This is a genomic window from Aeromonas sp. 19NY04SH05-1 (genome assembly GCF_040581895.1).
Lineage (GTDB): Bacteria > Pseudomonadota > Gammaproteobacteria > Enterobacterales > Aeromonadaceae > Aeromonas > Aeromonas enteropelogenes.
Genome location: NZ_CP095328.1, coordinates 239,596 through 256,295, shown reverse-complemented (window position 1 = coordinate 256,295; position 16,700 = coordinate 239,596). Strand labels below are relative to the sequence as shown.

The 16,700-nt window shown below is 58.3% G+C and carries 15 protein-coding genes; 6 read left to right on the top strand and 9 right to left on the bottom strand.

Annotation, left to right across the window (positions count from 1 at the left end; genetic code table 11):
• Positions 1 to 373: 373 nt before the first annotated feature.
• The 8 genes from MRK42_RS01200 to MRK42_RS01165 all read right to left on the bottom strand — a co-directional run bounded on the left by MRK42_RS01200 (position 374) and on the right by MRK42_RS01165 (position 7,009).
• Positions 374 to 634 (bottom strand): DUF1488 domain-containing protein, encoded by a 261-nt coding sequence (locus tag MRK42_RS01200; RefSeq protein ID WP_201942237.1) that lies wholly within the window; start codon positions 632 to 634, stop codon positions 374 to 376.
• The gene (gene aroE, locus MRK42_RS01195; protein WP_354688780.1) at positions 631 to 1,452 is read right to left on the bottom strand and encodes a shikimate dehydrogenase; all 822 of its coding nucleotides are present in this window, start codon (positions 1,450 to 1,452) and stop codon (positions 631 to 633) included. The genes MRK42_RS01200 and aroE overlap by 4 nt, the downstream gene beginning before the upstream one ends.
• Positions 1,453 to 1,555: 103 nt before the next feature.
• Positions 1,556 to 2,464: an oxygen-dependent coproporphyrinogen oxidase gene (hemF, locus tag MRK42_RS01190; RefSeq protein WP_354688779.1), complete on the bottom strand. Its 909-nt coding sequence runs from the start codon at positions 2,462 to 2,464 to the stop codon at positions 1,556 to 1,558.
• Between the two features lie 101 nt (positions 2,465 to 2,565).
• On the bottom strand, positions 2,566 to 3,126 hold the full coding sequence (locus MRK42_RS01185) for an L-threonylcarbamoyladenylate synthase (protein ID WP_354688778.1): 561 nt from the start codon (positions 3,124 to 3,126) through the stop codon (positions 2,566 to 2,568).
• Between the two features lie 595 nt (positions 3,127 to 3,721).
• Complete coding sequence (locus MRK42_RS01180; RefSeq protein WP_082043443.1) at positions 3,722 to 4,279, bottom strand: topoisomerase DNA-binding C4 zinc finger domain-containing protein; 558 nt, start codon at positions 4,277 to 4,279, stop codon at positions 3,722 to 3,724.
• A 55-nt stretch (positions 4,280 to 4,334) separates the two neighbouring features.
• The gene (locus tag MRK42_RS01175) at positions 4,335 to 4,808 is read right to left on the bottom strand and encodes a DUF494 family protein (RefSeq protein WP_354688777.1); all 474 of its coding nucleotides are present in this window, start codon (positions 4,806 to 4,808) and stop codon (positions 4,335 to 4,337) included.
• Entirely contained in the window at positions 4,801 to 5,916 is a 1,116-nt protein-coding gene (gene dprA, locus MRK42_RS01170; RefSeq protein ID WP_354688776.1) for a DNA-processing protein DprA, read from the bottom strand. The genes MRK42_RS01175 and dprA overlap by 8 nt, the downstream gene beginning before the upstream one ends.
• Position 5,917: 1 nt before the next feature.
• Positions 5,918 to 7,009: a LysM peptidoglycan-binding domain-containing protein gene (locus MRK42_RS01165; RefSeq protein WP_354688775.1), complete on the bottom strand. Its 1,092-nt coding sequence runs from the start codon at positions 7,007 to 7,009 to the stop codon at positions 5,918 to 5,920.
• Positions 7,010 to 7,117: 108 nt separating this feature from the next.
• Between MRK42_RS01165 and def the strand changes: the two genes are divergently transcribed.
• From def to MRK42_RS01140, 5 genes are all read left to right on the top strand, one after another.
• The gene (gene def / locus MRK42_RS01160; protein ID WP_026456707.1) at positions 7,118 to 7,630 is read left to right on the top strand and encodes a peptide deformylase; all 513 of its coding nucleotides are present in this window, start codon (positions 7,118 to 7,120) and stop codon (positions 7,628 to 7,630) included.
• A gap of 12 nt (positions 7,631 to 7,642) precedes the next feature.
• Positions 7,643 to 8,587 carry a methionyl-tRNA formyltransferase gene (fmt, locus tag MRK42_RS01155; protein WP_354688774.1) on the top strand — a complete coding sequence of 315 codons (945 nt, stop codon included), beginning with the start codon at positions 7,643 to 7,645 and terminating at the stop codon, positions 8,585 to 8,587.
• A 45-nt stretch (positions 8,588 to 8,632) separates the two neighbouring features.
• Entirely contained in the window at positions 8,633 to 9,925 is a 1,293-nt protein-coding gene (rsmB, locus tag MRK42_RS01150) for a 16S rRNA (cytosine(967)-C(5))-methyltransferase RsmB (protein ID WP_354688773.1), read from the top strand.
• Positions 9,926 to 10,011: 86 nt separating this feature from the next.
• Positions 10,012 to 11,388: a Trk system potassium transporter TrkA gene (gene trkA / locus MRK42_RS01145; RefSeq protein ID WP_042025290.1), complete on the top strand. Its 1,377-nt coding sequence runs from the start codon at positions 10,012 to 10,014 to the stop codon at positions 11,386 to 11,388.
• 96 nt (positions 11,389 to 11,484) lie between these two features.
• A complete protein-coding gene (locus tag MRK42_RS01140; RefSeq protein WP_354688772.1) occupies positions 11,485 to 12,927 on the top strand; it encodes a TrkH family potassium uptake protein in 1,443 nt (480 codons plus the stop codon).
• Positions 12,928 to 13,117: 190 nt separating this feature from the next.
• Here MRK42_RS01140 and typA read toward each other — a convergent pair whose 3' ends face one another.
• Positions 13,118 to 14,929, bottom strand: coding sequence for a translational GTPase TypA (gene typA, locus MRK42_RS01135; RefSeq protein WP_026456607.1), 1,812 nt, complete (start codon positions 14,927 to 14,929; stop codon positions 13,118 to 13,120).
• Positions 14,930 to 15,283: 354 nt separating this feature from the next.
• On the opposite strand from typA, the gene glnA reads away from it, so the two are divergent.
• Positions 15,284 to 16,693 (top strand): glutamate--ammonia ligase, encoded by a 1,410-nt coding sequence (gene glnA / locus MRK42_RS01130; RefSeq protein ID WP_026456606.1) that lies wholly within the window; start codon positions 15,284 to 15,286, stop codon positions 16,691 to 16,693.
• The last annotated feature ends 7 nt before the right edge of the window (positions 16,694 to 16,700 follow it).

Sequence of the window (16,700 nt, the reverse complement as noted above, 5' to 3'; positions counted from 1 at the left end):
AAATGCACTGAGAAATTAAAGCATTTACTCTAAAAGCTGCGTATAAAAAAACACCCCGACGAGAATCTCATCGGGGCTGCTATTCAGCCACATTCAATTACGTGAAATAAAAGGTCTGAAAGATAGAACATCTTACCTCTGTACCCTACATCTAGAATCGTACAACAAAGCAGCAAAAAGTGAAAGGAATTTATGTAATTAAATTCCAAACCCAAGATTGGACAAAAAATCTTTATTTTTCATTTAGATAAAAAAATCCCCAGTACGAATACCGGGGAGTTATAAAGGTGACTAGCTAGCACTTCCTCAACTATCTAGTTAGTCCACGGCGGGCCATGGAAGTTCCGACGCAAAGAAAAAAAACTTGAAAAAATCAAAGATAGATGGCGCCATCTTCGCCAAACTCTTGTTCTTCAATGAGTTTTTCCGCTATATCCTCAATGTCAAAGCGCACACTTTCGAATGCCCGCACTATGTCATCTTCCTTCGTCAGTACAAGCCCGGTCATTTTCTCCAGTCTGCGGCGGCTGATGTAGCAATTGATCAGCGCACCCATCTGCTGGGCCGGGAAGTGCACCCGCTGCTCTTGAGCTTGCCACTCCATCAAGTCGGGAAAAAGAATACCTTGGTTCATAGGATCCCCAGATTACGCTTCAGCTCTCTCAATACTTGTTTAGTACCTGGCCGGATGCCACGCCACACGGTGAACGCTTCTGCAGCTTGCTCCACCAGCATGCCCAGTCCGTCCATGGTATGACGGGCCCCCTGTTGCCTGGCCCAGGCGATGAATGGGGTGTCCGTAGCACCATACATCATGTCATAGATGGCGATTTCAGCATGGATCAGGGCAGGCGACAGCGGAGGCAACTCACCTTGCAAACTGGCAGAGGTTGAATTGATGACAAGATCGAAAGATCCGCTCAGCTGTTCATAAGTTTGCGCCGTTACCGTGCCCAAATCACTAAACTCGGCAGCCAGCTGTTCGGCTCTGGCGTGAGTACGGTTGGCAATCACCAGTTCGCGTGGTTGTTCTGCCAATAACGGCGCCAAGACCCCACGAGCCGCGCCACCTGCACCCAGCAACAAGATCCGGCAACCAGCCAGAGACACCCCATGGGATTTCAGGTCGGCTACCAGGCCGGCGCCGTCGGTATTGTCTCCAAGCAACACACCATCGTCAGTCAGCTTGATGGTATTGACGGCCCCGGCCCGCTTGGCCCGAGGGCTCAGTTGATTCACCAATGCGAACGCCTGCTCTTTAAATGGCACCGTGACGTTGCACCCCTTGCCCCCCTGGACAAAAAAATCGTGCAAGGCCGCGGCAAATTGATCGACGGCAGGCTCGGCCAGCCCGTACTCCAACTCTTGTTGAGTCTGTCTGGCAAACAGGGTGTGGATGAAGGGAGATTTGCTATGGCGCACCGGGTGGCCAAAAACCAGATAATGATCCATCAAAGCATTCCAGCAGAGGGCGATGTCCCGATTTAACGGGTTTTCCCTCTCAGGGACAAGCCGAATCTCGGCAACAGAAAGGGGCCGCAGGCGGCCCCTTTTGTCACAGCCACTCTCGAGGCGTGAGGTAATCGCTGTAGAGCAGGGCCTCCGGGCTACCTGCAGCAGGCTGCCAGTCATATTCCCAGCGCGCCAGAGGCGGCATCGACATCAGGATGGATTCGGTGCGCCCCCCTGTCTGCAACCCGAACAAAGTGCCACGGTCATAAACCAGGTTGAACTCTACATAGCGGCCACGTCGGTAGAGCTGGAATTCTCGCTCCCGCTCACCATAGTGCAAGGCCTTGCGTCGCTCGACAATCGGCAGATAAGCCTCGAGATAGCCTCGGCCCACCGCCTGCATGAAGGCGAAACAGTCGGCAAACGGCCAACGATTCAAGTCATCGAAGAAGAGGCCTCCTACCCCACGTGTCTCGTTGCGATGCTTGAGATAGAAATAGCGGTCACACCACGCCTTGAACTCGGGGTAAATCTCCTCGCCAAAGGGCTGGCAAAGCTCATGGGATACCTGATGCCAGTGCCACACATCCTCTTCGAACGGATAAAACGGCGTCAGATCGAAACCGCCCCCAAACCACCAGATGGGTTCTTCACCCTCTTTCTCGGCAATGAAAAACCGGACATTGGCATGGCTGGTCGGCACATAGGGGTTATGCGGGTGGATCACCAGCGACACCCCCATGGCTTCGAACCGGCGCCCCGCCAACTCGGGACGATGGGCAGTCGCCGATGCCGGCATCGCATCACCATACACGCGGGAGAAGTTGACCCCCCCCTGCTCGATGACGGCGCCGTGACGCAGCACCCGGGTTCGGCCACCGCCGCCCCCCTCACGCAGCCAGGCATCCTCAACAAAGTGTCCAGTTCCATCGGCCTGTTCCAGACCGCGACAGATTTCGTCCTGTAGCTGCAACAGGAAGGCCTTGACCTTGGCCACATCCGGTTTGCTCATCTTGTCTCCAGTGAGGCAGGATCTGTTCGCCCTGTCCTTGTTATTGTGCGATTGTGGCGCCCTCGACGCCCGTCATAGCCAAGCCAGGTTCACCGTCCGGGTCAGGAAGCCCGGATGATGGCGCCGGTTCTGGCATCCTTGATTTCTGATGGATTCGCCTGACCACCAACTTCTCCGGGCAGAATATAGGCCAGCTGGCTTGCCAGCAATTCTCCAATATCCGCCACCCGGCGGGCAGGCTCCTCACCGGTCAAGTTGGCACTGGTAGAGACCAGCGGTTTGCCAAAAGCACGGCACAGGGCCTGCACCTGAGGATGTGCCGTCACCCGAACAGCCAGAGTATCGAATTGGCCAGTCAACCATGAGGGGGTATTTGGTTTGGCGGGCATGATCCAGGTAAAGGGGCCAGGCCAGCTCACTTCGACCCGTTTGCGCTGTTCATCGCTCAGCTGATCCAGGTCGATATAATCCTGCAACTGCGCCAGGTCGGCTGCGATCAGGATAAGGCCCTTCTCCACCGGACGTTGCTTGATGGCCAGCAAGCGCTGGACCGCCGGCTCGGAATCAGGATCACAACCCAGACCAAATACGGCCTCGGTGGCATAGGCAATCACCCCTTCCTGGCGAAGGGCGGCAACGGCGAGTTGAAATTCGTTGGACATAATACATGCGGCAGTCGGGCTGCCACCTCATCATTGGGTTAAACCTGTTACATGACCGCCACCGCTGTGATTGCATTTTCCAGAGAGGAAAATACGCCCAATCGGATAACAGCCACATCATTTAATCTACGTTGAGTCGTACTTGCAGTGCGGCATCCCTGGCTACCATCTCCTCGACCTTGAGCTGGCGTTTGGCACACCCTTGGCTGCCCACGCATCATCCCTCACCACCAGCATCTGAGCAACCAGCTCTTTGAGTAAACCACTATCGATGGGAACCCCCATCATGGAGCGGGCGCGATGCCGGCAATGACCTGTCTGCTGAACCGCCCGGCCAATGGCACATATTGAGACCTGGCAGCCACGGGCCTCTAGGTCGGTCACCGACCGAGAGATGACTGGCAGAGTACGGAGATGACGCTGACTTCAGCCTTGATCTCAAACGAGTTGAGCTTATCGAGAGCACTCTGCATTACGGGAAAGGTTGGATCAGAACCCAGTGATACGGTAACGAAGGGCTATGTATGGCAGGTAATTTCCCTAGTCCAAAGGATTGAATTTACTAGCAATGCTGCAACCTGGTTGTGCAGCGGACTTATAACCGCTCACTTTGATGGCCACATTTCTTTTGCGGGCACACCCAGCGCAACGCACCCCTCACTTTTTTCTCTACCATGATGCCCCAACCACACTCGGGACATGGCATGGGGATAGGTTTGTCGTTCACCACATATTTGCAATGGGGGTAAGCATCACAGGAGTAAAACTGCTTGCCATAGCGAGAGGTTCGGCTCACCAGATGCCCCTTGCCACAATCAGGACACAGGATCTGGGTGTCATCACTTTCCTGCAGGGATTCGATATGCTGGCAGGCTGGATACTGGGTGCATCCCACAAACAGGCCATAACGCCCCTTTTTGATCGCCAGGGGATGACCGCAATCCGGGCAGACGGAACCTTCGAGCACTTTTTCGATATCACGACCGGATGGCGTCAGGGAGCGGATATAGTCGCAGGAAGGGTAGGCGGAGCAGCCAAGAAACAAGCCATGTTTGCCCTGACGGATCACCAGCTCGGCGCCACATTGCGGGCAGGGCTCGCGCTCGAACGCATGCTCATGGGCAGAGAAGAGGTGGTGATCGATTTTTGACATGTGCCGCGCCTTGAAATCCAGATGCCCCAGATTCTACCAGCGCGGCGGCGGACTGTCAGTGGATGACGCCGTCTGACTCGTCAAACACCAGCTCTTCCATCTGCTGATAGGCATTTTCACTACCGGGAACGTTGAACAGCACCATCATGACCACCCATTTCAGGTCATCCAGCTCGATATCCGGCTTGTCCAGCTCGAGCAGGCGCTCGATGCAGATTTCACGGGTTTCGGCATTCAGTACCTGAGCCTGCTCCAGGAAGAGCAGGAAGCCACGACATTCCGTGCTGAGGCGAGCCAGCTCTTGCGGAGCGTAGATACGTATCGAGCCTTGCGCGCTGGCGGTGACGTACACCTCCCGCTCGCTATCATGCAGATTGGCCAGCCGCTCCAGCCAGCTGAGCGCTTTTTCGATCTCGTCTTTGTCGAAACCGGCACGGCTCAACTCGTCGGTGAGCTCGTCCTGTTCCACCATCACATCTGCATCGCTGTGGATGTAGGTCTCGAAAAGGTACATCAGTACATCAAACATGATTCGCCCTCCTCGTTCTGACGTATCCACCGGCTACCGCCATCACTGCCCCGGCCAGTTCCAGCTCCACCAACCTGCCCAGTACCACTTCGACAGGGAGCTGAGCCCGTTCGGCGACGGTATCCACGCTCGTGGTCTCATAACCTACGTTATCCAACAAATCGGCATAAGGCAATTCGCTATTAATCTGTGGCGCAGGGGCCAATCGTTGCCTTTGCCAAGTTCCCATCAACATGGGTAGCTCTTCCACTATATCGGCCGCATTCAGCACAAGTTTGGCACCTTGTTGAATTAATCTGTTGCAGCCCGCTGCTTGCTCATTTTGAGGGGCACCGGGAACCGCAAAAACCTCGCGCCCCTGCTCAAGCGCATAACGAGCGGTGATCAGCGAGCCACTCTGTTCGGTCGCCTCCACCACCAGAGTCCCCAAAGAGAGGCCGCTGATAATGCGATTACGGCGAGGAAAATGCTCGGCAAGCGGCCCCTTGTCCGGCGCAAACTCGGAGACAAGCAAACCACCACGCTCCAGAATATTAACCGCCAGCCCCTGATGACGCTTGGGATAGATGCAGTCAAGGCCAGAGCCCAATACGGCAAGTGTGACACCGCCACTCGTCAAGGCCTGCTGATGACAGATGCCATCGATCCCCAGCGCCAGTCCTGAGGTTATCGCCAGCCCGCACGCTACCAGCTCGGCACACAGACGCGCAGCATTGTCTTTACCGGCATAGGTAGGATGACGGGTGCCGACCATGGCCAGCTGCGGCAACACCAGGGCTGACAAATCACCACGACAATAGAGCAGCAAGGGGGCCGCCGGGATTTCACCCAGCAAAGCCGGGTAGGCCGGATGATCACGAGGAACAAGATGATTACCGGGATCACAGGCCCACCTCAGCCCCCCTTCAACAACCGGTGATGGCCATCTTAACTGTCTGATCTGCTCGGAAGAGAGTCCCATGCCATGCAGACTGGCTTCATCGCTCTCAAACAATGTCAGGATGTCGCCACCCACCCGTTCCAGCAAACGAGAAGCCGTCACAGGGCCGATCCCCGTGACGGCTTCCAATGTCAGCCAGAGGGCCAGCCGCCCGTCGGGATAGTTCACCTCAGAAATGGGTAACCTGATAACCCGAACTCACCATGTCGTTGCTCTGCATGATGAGACCGTAACTCAGCTTGTCATACACCTTGAACAACATGACTCTGGCAATGGCTTCAGAAGGCAGAGCCGCTTTGCGGCTGTTGCTGTGAAACAGCTTGTCATAGACAGAGGAAAACTCTTTGTACTGTACTTTGCCACTCTTGGTCACCAAGCCGGCACCCGGGCGACGAATGTCCAGCACATCCCCTGCCGACAACAGATCCCGGCTTCCCTTGTTGATCAGCACCACGTCAAATTTGCCACCGCCACGGGTCTTGTTGGGCAAGTCGATAACATAGCCCGGAGTCATGGTCGGCGCCGCCTTCGGCATAAATACCGCTGGCAAATTCTCCTGCTCGGGCAACACCATCACCTTGTCACCCTGCATGACTTCACGCTGGTTATGGGTCAGGGTTGCCTCGGTCCGGTTGCCATCCAGGCGGGCCACGGCACGGATCGTGCCGGCAAAAATCGCTTCCTGACCTAGCAACTCACCCGTTTCACGATCCTTGTAGATGACGCCGGGGTGATAGATGCCATAATTCTGGCCCGGCACTAGGTCTCCTTGCACGTAGAGAGTATCCCCCTCCAGCATGCCAATATGTTTCTTGTCCGACCCCAGCACATAAGGCAGGTTCTTCTGCTGGCGGGTATCCGCCAGAATATGATCGGTTTGCAGGAAGGGGCCTATCTCGCTGATGGGCAGCGTGGGAATCGGGTTGGCCTTGTTCTCGTAGCGGCTCTTGGGGCTGAGGCGGATGACCTGCTTGCCCCCCTGCGTCGCTTTGCCCAAGCGTGGTTCGCCATTGACCCAGCTCAGGTGCAGCACATCACCGGGGTAGATCCAGTGCGGATTGGCAATCTGCGGATTGATGTTCCAGAGACGGGGCCAGAGCCAGGGCTCGGCCAGATACTTGCCGGAGATATCCCACAGAGTGTCTCCTTTCTGCACCACATAGCTCTCGGGGTAGCCTGCTTTCAGCTTCAGCTGATCGGCCAGAATGCCCTGACTCACGGTAGCCAGCAGGCAGGCAAAGATGGTTTGCTTCAGATACATAACACTCCCTGTTACTTCTGCGCGCAAAGTGTTGCTGTTTTTTGTCGGCGTAAATGACTAGAATTACGCCAATATTGACTGCATTTATACGAAACTAAAGAAAAAACTATGGCCATTCTAGATGTATTGCGTTTCCCCGATGAGCGTCTGCGTACGATCGCAGCCCCTGTCGAGACCTTTACACCCGAGTTACAACAGATTGTAGATGATATGTTCGAAACCATGTACGCGGAGGAAGGCATTGGCCTGGCCGCGACTCAGGTCGACATTCATCAGCGCATCATAGTGATCGATGTCTCTGAAAACCGTGAACATCCTCTGGTATTGATCAACCCGGAGATAATTGCGCAGAGTGGCAGCACTGGTATCGAAGAAGGCTGTCTCTCCGTCCCGGGCAGCCGGGCTCTGGTTCCCCGTTTCGAACAGGTCAAGATCCGGGCTCTGGATCGTCACGGCAAGCCCTTTGAACTGGAGGCCGACGATCTGCTCGCCATCTGCATCCAGCATGAGATGGATCATCTGATGGGCAAACTCTTTGTGGATTACCTGTCGCCGCTCAAGCGCCAGCGCATCCGCCAAAAGCTGGAAAAAATGGCCCGAGAAGATCGCAAAGCCCTTTGAGGATCTGCTGCATTGAATAAGTTGAAACTGATTTTTGCCGGTACTCCCGACTTCGCCGCCCGTCACTTGGCGGCGTTGTTGTCTTCCGACCATGAGGTCGTCGCCGTTTACACCCAGCCGGACAAGCCGGCCGGCCGCGGCCAGAAACTCACCGCCAGCCCGGTCAAAGAACTGGCCCTCGCCCATAATCTGCCGGTCTACCAGCCCGCCTCCCTGCGCAACGAAGAGGCGCAAGCTGAACTGGCGTCACTGGGCGCCGATCTGATGGTCGTGGTGGCCTATGGCCTGATCTTGCCCAAGGCCGTGCTCGATACCCCGCATCTGGGTTGCATCAATGTGCATGGCTCCCTGCTGCCGCGCTGGCGTGGTGCTGCTCCTATTCAGCGAGCCATCTGGGCTGGCGATGCCGAGACCGGCGTGACCATCATGCAGATGGATGTGGGGCTGGATACCGGCGCCATGATCCGCAAGGTGAGCAGCCCCATCGCAGCCGACGAAACCTCCACCAGCCTCTATGACAAGCTGGCAGAGCTGGGCCCGCAAGCCTTGGTCGATACCGTCGATGCCATGGCTGCCGGCAACACGACCGCCGAACCGCAGGACGATGCCCTGGCCAACTATGCCCAGAAGCTCTCCAAGGAAGAGGCCCGCATCGACTGGACGATGGACGCCGTTGCCATCGAGCGCTGCATCCGCGCCTTCAATCCCTGGCCCATCAGCTGGTGCGAGGTCGCCGGCCAGACCATCAAGGTGTGGCAGGCCGATGTCATCGAGCACGAACACGGCCAGAGTGCCGGTACCCTGCTCAAGGCCGATAAGCAGGGGATCGATATCGCCACCGGCAAGGGTGTGCTGCGCCTGCTGACCCTGCAACCGCCCGGCAAGAAAGCCATGTCCGTCACGGATCTGCTCAACTCTCGCCGCGACTGGTTTGAACCCGGCACGCAATTGAATTGAACCAAGCGGGGCCCAGGCCCCGACTTGCGCATCTAAGGTAATCATATGAAAACACGTGCACAGGCCGCTCTAGTCATTCAACAGGTGCTGGATCAGGGCCAGTCCCTCTCAGCCGTACTGCCTGCTGCTCAAGAGAAGGTTGCGCCTCGCGATCGCGCCCTCCTGCAAGAACTCTGCTACGGCACCCTGCGCTGGCTGCCCCGCCTCGATGCGGCGGTCGGCGAGATGATGGACAAACCGCTCAAGAACAAGAGCCGTATCTTCCACTACCTGATCCTGGTCGGCCTCTACCAGCTCATCTACACCCGCATTCCGGCTCACGCCGCTGTGGCCGAGACCGTCAATGCCGTCAAGCTGCTCAAGGGCTCTTCCCTGCGCGGCCTAATCAACGGCGTGCTGCGCAACTTTCAGCGCAGCGCCGAAGTCATTCTGCTGCGCATCGACCGCGTCCCCAGCATTCGCCTCGGTCATCCCGAGTGGCTCACCAAGCGCCTGCGTCAGGCCTATCCCGACGAGTGGGAATTCATCATGGAGGCCAACAACCAGCGCCCGCCCATGTGGATCCGCAACAACAGCCAGCGCCAGAGCCGCGAACAGATGCTGGCACGCATGGCCGAAGCCGGCATCAATGCGGTGGCTGGTGAACAGGGTGAGGACTGCATCCTGCTGGAGCGCCCCTGCGACGTGGCCAAGCTACCCGGTTTCGAGGTGGGTGACTGCTCGGTACAGGATGGTGCGGCCCAACAGGCCGCAGCCCTGCTCGACCCGCAGCCGGGCGAGTGGGTGCTCGATGCCTGCGCCGCCCCTGGCGGCAAGACAGCACACCTGCTGGAGCGCCAACCCAAGCTGGCAGGCGTCGTCGCGGTAGATGCCGACGAACACCGCCTGACTCGGGTACGGGAAAACCTGGAGCGTATCGGCCTCACCGCCCAAGTGATCCACGGCGATGCCAGCGCACCGGAACAGTGGTGGCCAGAGGGGCAGTTTGATCGCATCCTGCTGGATGCCCCATGCTCCGCGACCGGCGTCATCCGCCGTCACCCCGACATCAAGTGGCTGCGCCGGGATCAGGACATCCGTGAACTGGCCGAGCTGCAGCGCCGCATCCTCAACGCACTCTGGGCAAAGCTGAAGAGCGGCGGTACCCTGCTCTACGCAACTTGCTCCGTACTGCCGGAGGAGAATCGCGAACAGATCCGCGCCTTCCTGGCGGCGACGCCGGATGCCACCCTGGTACCACTGCACGCAGAGGACACGCCGGAGTGCCCGGGGCGTCAGTTCCTGCCGGGCGAGGCCGAAATGGACGGCTTCTACTATGCCAAGCTGATCAAGCAGTGAGCCCGGCAGTCCGGCATCATTCGGGAGTCCCGCCTGGCCTGTGCTGGCGGCCCCTTTTACCGCACCAACGTGAGTAAACGGTCCGTATGAAGATCATCATTTTGGGCGCCGGCCAGGTCGGCGGCACTCTGGCCGAGAACCTGGCCGGGGAGAACAACGACATCACCATCGTCGACACCGACAGCGAGCGGCTGCGCGAGTTGCAGGACAAGTTCGATCTGCGGGTGGTTAATGGCCACGGCGCCCACCCCAAGGTGCTGCGCGAGGCTGGGGCCCAGGATGCCGACATGCTGGTAGCCGTCACCAACAGCGACGAAACCAATATGATCGCCTGCCAGGTGGCCTACTCCCTGTTCAACACGCCGAACAAGGTGGCGCGGATCCGCTCACCGGCCTATCTGACCGAGCGGGATCGTCTGTTCTTGCCGGAATCCGTGCCGGTGGATCACCTGATCGCCCCCGAGCAACTGGTGACCGACTATGTGCGGCGCCTTATCGAATATCCGGGGGCTCTGCAGGTAGTGGATTTCGCCGGTGGCCGGGTCGGCCTGGTGGCGGTCAAGGCCTACTACGGCGGCCCGCTGGTGGGCAATGCCCTCTCCACCCTGCGTGAACACATGCCCAACATCGAGACCCGGGTGGCGGCCATCTTCCGTCAGGGACGCCCCATCCGCCCGCAAGGCACCACCATCATAGAAGCGGATGACGAGGTCTTCTTCGTCGCCGCCGCCGGCCATATCCGTGCCGTGATGTCGGAGCTGCAGCGACTCGAGAGCCCCTACCGGCGCATCATGATCGTCGGGGGCGGCAATATCGGCGCCGGCCTCGCTCGCCAGCTGGAGAAGCGCTATAGCGTCAAGCTCATCGAGCGCAACCTGAAGCGGGCCGAGCAACTCTCCGAGTTGCTGGAGAACACCATCGTCTTCTGCGGCGATGCGGCGGATCAGGAGCTGCTGGCCGAGGAGCACATCGACCAGATCGACGTCTTCATCGCGGTGACCAACGAGGACGAGGCCAATATCATGTCGGCCCTGCTCGCCAAGAAGATGGGCGCCAAGAAGACCATGGTACTGATCCAGCGCGGTGCCTACGTGGATCTGGTGCAGGGTGGCTCCATCGACATCGCCATCTCGCCCCAGCAGGCCACCATCTCGGCCCTGCTGACCCACGTGCGACGGGCCGATATCGCCAACGTCTACAGCCTGCGCCGCGGTGCCGCCGAGGCCATTGAGGCCATCGCCCACGGCGACGAGAACACCTCCAAGGTGGTGGGCAAGACGGTAGGCGAACTCAAACTGCCGCCCGGCACCACTATCGGTGCCGTGGTGCGAGGAGATGAAGTACTGATCGCCCACGACCGCACGCAGATCCAGCAAGATGACCATGTGGTCATGTTCCTGGTGGACAAGAAGTACATTCCGGAAGTGGAGCGACTGTTCCAGCCAAGCCCCTTCTTCCTGTAACGTTCAAATGCGTACAGACAGCCAAATCCGACCCGGCCTGCTTCCTCCAAGGGAATGGTCCGGGTCTTTTTTTAATCAACGACCAGGTTATCCGGCATGATCAAGCTGCGACCTATCATCTTCACCCTCGGACTGGTGCTCTCCAAGCTGGCGCTCTTCATGTGGCTGCCCACCCTGCTGGCACTGCTGACCGGCTCCGAAGGCTTCGTCGAATTTCTCAAGTCGGTGCTCATCACCCATGGCGCCGCCCTGCTCTGCCTCCACTATGGTCGCAAGGCGGAGTTTCACCTCGGCGTACGGGAGATGTTTCTGCTCACCACCTCGGTCTGGGTGGTGGCCTGCGTCTTCGGCGCCTTGCCGTTCGTTTTCATCACTCACATCACGTTTGCTGACGCCTACTTCGAGACCATGTCGGGAGTGACCACCACCGGCTCCACCGTGCTCTCCGGGCTCGACAACATGGCCCACAGCATCCTGTTGTGGCGATCCATCCTGCAGTGGCTCGGCGGGGTCGGTTTCATCGTGATGGCGGTAGCAGTACTGCCCTACCTCAACGTCGGTGGCATGAAGCTGTTCCAGACCGAAAGCTCGGATTGGTCCGACAAGAGCGCTCCGCGCGCTAAAACGGTGGCCAACAATATCGTCGTGGTCTATCTGGTGCTCTCCATGCTCTGCTTCATGGCCTACTGGGCGAGCGGCATGACCATGTTTGAGGCGGTCAATCACGCCATGACTACCCTGAGTACCGGCGGCTACTCCACTTCTGACCAATCCATGTCCCACTTCTCCCCCTCTGCCCACTGGATCGGTACCGTCTTCATGTTCCTGGGCGGCCTGCCCTTCCTGCTTTATGTGCAGAGCCTCAATCACAGGGACTACAGCCTGTTCAAGGATGCCCAGGTGCTGGGCTTCTTCTGGCTGGTAGTTTGGGTCACCCTCATCATGACCCTCTACCTGTGGCAGCGGGACGTATTCGATTTCTGGGACGCCCTGCGCATCAGCAGCTTCAATATCGTCTCTGTACTCACCACCACGGGTTACGGCCTCGGCGACTTCGGCACCTGGGGGCCGCTCACCAGCATTCTCTTCATCGTGCTGCTGGCGCTGGGGGCCTGCTCCGGCTCGACGGCGGGGGGCCTGAAGATATTCCGTATTCAGGTTGCCTTCGCCCTGTTCAAGAAGCAGATGCGCCAGCTGATGCACCCCTCCGCCGTGTTTCCACAGAAATACAACGGCCGCACCGTCAATGACGCCATCATCCGCTCCATGATCTCCTTCGTGCTGGCCTACTTCGCCATCATACTGGTGATCGCCGCCTTGCTCGGCGCCATCGGGCTGGACCCGCTCACCGCCATCTCCAGCGCCATCACGGCGGTGGCCAACGTGGGTCCCGGGATGGGACCTGTGGTCGGTCCCAGCACCAACTTCGCCAGCCTGCCCGATTCGGCCAAGTGGTTGATGTCGTTCGGTATGCTGTTGGGGCGCCTCGAGATCCTGACCGTCGCCGTGCTCTTCTTCCCCTCATTCTGGCGCCAGTAAGCGCTACCGACGAAGCAATGAAAAAGCCGCGAGTCTCACGACCCGCGGCTTTTGTTTATCCACTGCCCTGCCTCGCCATCAGTAATGCATAGGTTGAACAGAGCAGTGCCAGACAATAAAAGCGGGCCCAAACCAGAGGTTTGGGCCCGCTTGCCTGCATGGAGTGGCCATGGCCACTCAACGCATCATATCAACCACGGCCGGCGCGCTTGCGATCCAGCTCGGTCAGCAACTTCTTGCGAATGCGGATGCTCTTCGGAGTCACTTCTACCAGTTCGTCGTTGTCGATGAACTCGAGGGCCTGTTCCAGAGACATGCGGATCGGCGGAGTCAGCACCTGGGCTTCGTCGGTACCGGAGGCACGCATGTTGGTCAGCTGTTTGCCCTTCAGGCAGTTGACGGTCAGGTCGTTGGAGCGGGAGTGGATACCGATCACCTGGCCTTCGTACACTTCGGTCGCGTGACCGATGAACAGACGACCACGGTCCTGCAGACCGAACAGGGCGTAGGTCAGGGCCTTGCCGGTTGCGTTGGAGATCAGCACGCCGTTCTGACGCTCACCGATGTTGCCACCCTTGTGCGGACCGTAGTGGTCGAAGGTGTGGTACAGCAGACCGGTACCTGAGGTCAGGGTCATGAACTCGGTCTGGAAGCCGATCAGGCCACGGCTCGGGATCATGAAGTCGAGGCGAACACGGCCCTTGCCATCCGGGGTCATGTTGGTCATTTCGCCTTTACGCAGACCCAGTTGCTCCATGACGGAACCCTGGTGCGCTTCTTCCACGTCCACGGTGACGGTTTCGAACGGTTCTTGCAGTTCGCCATCGACGGTGCGCAGGATAACTTCCGGGCGGGATACCGCCAGCTCGTAGCCTTCGCGACGCATGTTTTCGATCAGGATGGAGAGGTGCAGCTCACCACGACCGGATACGCGGAACTTGTCCGGATCATCGGTCTCTTCCACGCGCAGGGCCACGTTGTGGACCAGTTCCTGGTTCAGACGCTCCAGGATGTTGCGGGAGGTCACGAACTTGCCTTCTTTACCAGCGAACGGGGAGGTGTTGACCTGGAAGGTCATGTTCACGGTCGGCTCGTCAACGGAGAGTGGCGGCAGCGCTTCAACGGCACCGGTGTCGCAGATGGTGTCGGAGATCTTCAGCTCGCCCAGACCTGTGATAGCGATGATGTCGCCCGCTTGCGCATCGGTCACTTCGGTACGGGACAGACCCAGGTAACCCAGCACCTGGCCAACCTTGCCATTGCGGGTCTTGCCATCGGCGCCAACCACGGTCACCTGCTGGTTGGTCTTGACGCGACCGCGTGTGATGCGGCCGATACCGATAACGCCCACGTAGGAGTTGTAGTCCAGTTGGGAGATTTGCATCTGGAATGCGCCGTTGGTGTCAGCTTTCGGCGCTTCCACGTTGTCGACGATGGCCTGGAACAGGGGTTCCATGTTCTCGGACGGAGTGTCCAGATCCATGGTGGCCCAACCGTTCAGTGCAGAGGCGTAAACAACTTTGAAGTCCAGCTGTTCGTCGGTGGCACCCAGGTTGTCGAACAGGTCGAATACTTGATCCATTACCCAGTCAGGACGGGCACCCGGACGGTCAACCTTATTGATCACCACGATCGGCTTCAGACCCTGGGCAAATGCCTTCTGGGTCACGAAACGGGTCTGCGGCATAGGGCCGTCTACCGCGTCAACCAGCAGCAGCACGGAGTCAACCATGGAGAGTACGCGCTCAACTTCACCACCGAAGTCGGCGTGACCCGGGGTATCCACGATGTTGATGCGGTAGTCGTTCCAGCGGATCGCAGTGTTCTTGGCGAGAATGGTGATGCCACGTTCCCGTTCCAGATCATTGGAGTCCATGATCCGTTCCTGACCTTCCGTGGAGCGGTCCAGGGTACCGGACTGCTGCAGCAGCTTGTCCACCAGCGTGGTTTTGCCGTGGTCAACGTGCGCAATAATCGCAATATTGCGTAAATTATCTAACATTCTCGCCTCAATACACCGGGTAAAATTGGGCGCTAATTGTACTCTCGCCTTTGTGATCTGCCTAGCAGAATTGCAGTACATTCGCGCACATCAACGGATCTGGATCATAGACCCGTCCCACAAAGCCTGCTTGGGCGTCTCGTGACTCCATTATTGCGCACCATTTCAGTGCACCAAAACGATCCAGTGGCGCACTAATTTGATGCATTCCGACGCGAAAGCGCCTACTTTTGGGGAGCCATCCTGCCGGGACTGCCCTGAAATCAAGCTGTCACAAACTTGGCACGATACTGGCTTATGTGAATACGACGACGCATTCACCCAAAAGAGTTTTAACACCGGAGGTTACTTAGCATGTCAGCCCAGAACGTTTTGGCCCTGATCCAGGAACACGAAGTCAAGTTTGTTGATCTGCGCTTTACCGACACCAAGGGTAAAGAGCAGCACGTATCCATCCCTGCTCATCAGGTTGATGAAGATTTCTTCGAAGACGGCAAGATGTTCGATGGTTCTTCCATCGGCGGCTGGAAGGGCATCAACGAGTCCGACATGGTACTGATGCCGGACCCGGCCTCCGCCAAACTGGATCCCTTCACCGAAGAGACCACTCTGAACATCGTCTGTGACGTGCTGGAACCTGCCACCATGCAGGGTTATGACCGCGACCCGCGCTCCATCGCCAAGCGCGCCGAAGATTTCCTGAAGTCCAGCGGCATCGCCGACACAGTGCTGTTCGGGCCGGAGCCGGAATTCTTCATGTTCGACAACATCACCTTCTCCAACACCATGGGTCACAGCTTCGTGAAGATCGAATCCGAAGAAGCTGCCTGGAACTCTGGTACCAACTACGAGCACGGCAACAAGGGTCACCGTCCCTTCGTCAAGGGTGGCTACTTCCCGGTTGCCCCGGTTGACTCCTCCCAGGACATCCGTGCAGCCATGTGTCTGGTGCTGGAAGAGATGGGCCAGGTTGTTGAAGCGCATCACCACGAAGTGGCCACTGCCGGTCAGAACGAGATCGCGACCCGCTTCAACACCCTTACCCTGAAGGCTGACGAAGTACAGGTACTGAAGTACGTGATCCACAACGTGGCTCACGCCTACAACAAGACCGTCACCTTCATGCCGAAACCCATGTTCGGTGACAACGGCTCCGGCATGCACTGCCACCAGTCCCTGGCCAAGAACGGCGTTAACCTGTTCGCCGGCGACCTGTACGGTGGTCTGTCCGAGATGGCGCTGCACTACATCGGCGGCATCATCAAGCACGCCAAGGCCATCAACGCCTTCGCCAACCCGACCACCAACTCTTACAAGCGTCTGGTGCCGGGCTATGAAGCCCCGGTCATGCTGGCCTACTCCGCCCGCAACCGCTCAGCGTCCATCCGTATCCCTGTGGTACCGAGCCCGAAAGCCCGTCGTATCGAAGTGCGCTTCCCGGACCCGGCTGCCAACCCGTACCTGGCGTTTGCAGCCCAACTGATGGCCGGTCTGGACGGTATCATCAACAAGATCCATCCGGGCGATGCCATGGACAAGAACCTGTACGACCTGCCGCCGGAAGAAGCTGCAGAAGTGCCGACCGTGGCCGGTTCTCTGGACGAAGCCCTGGCAGCCCTGAACAGCGATCGCGAGTTCCTGACCCGTGGTGGCGTGTTCAGCGACGACTTCATCGACTCCTACCTGGAGCTGAAGCAGCAGGACGTTGACCGCGTGCGCATGACCCCGCACCCGCTGGAGTTCGAGCTGTACTACTCCGTCTAAACCCGGA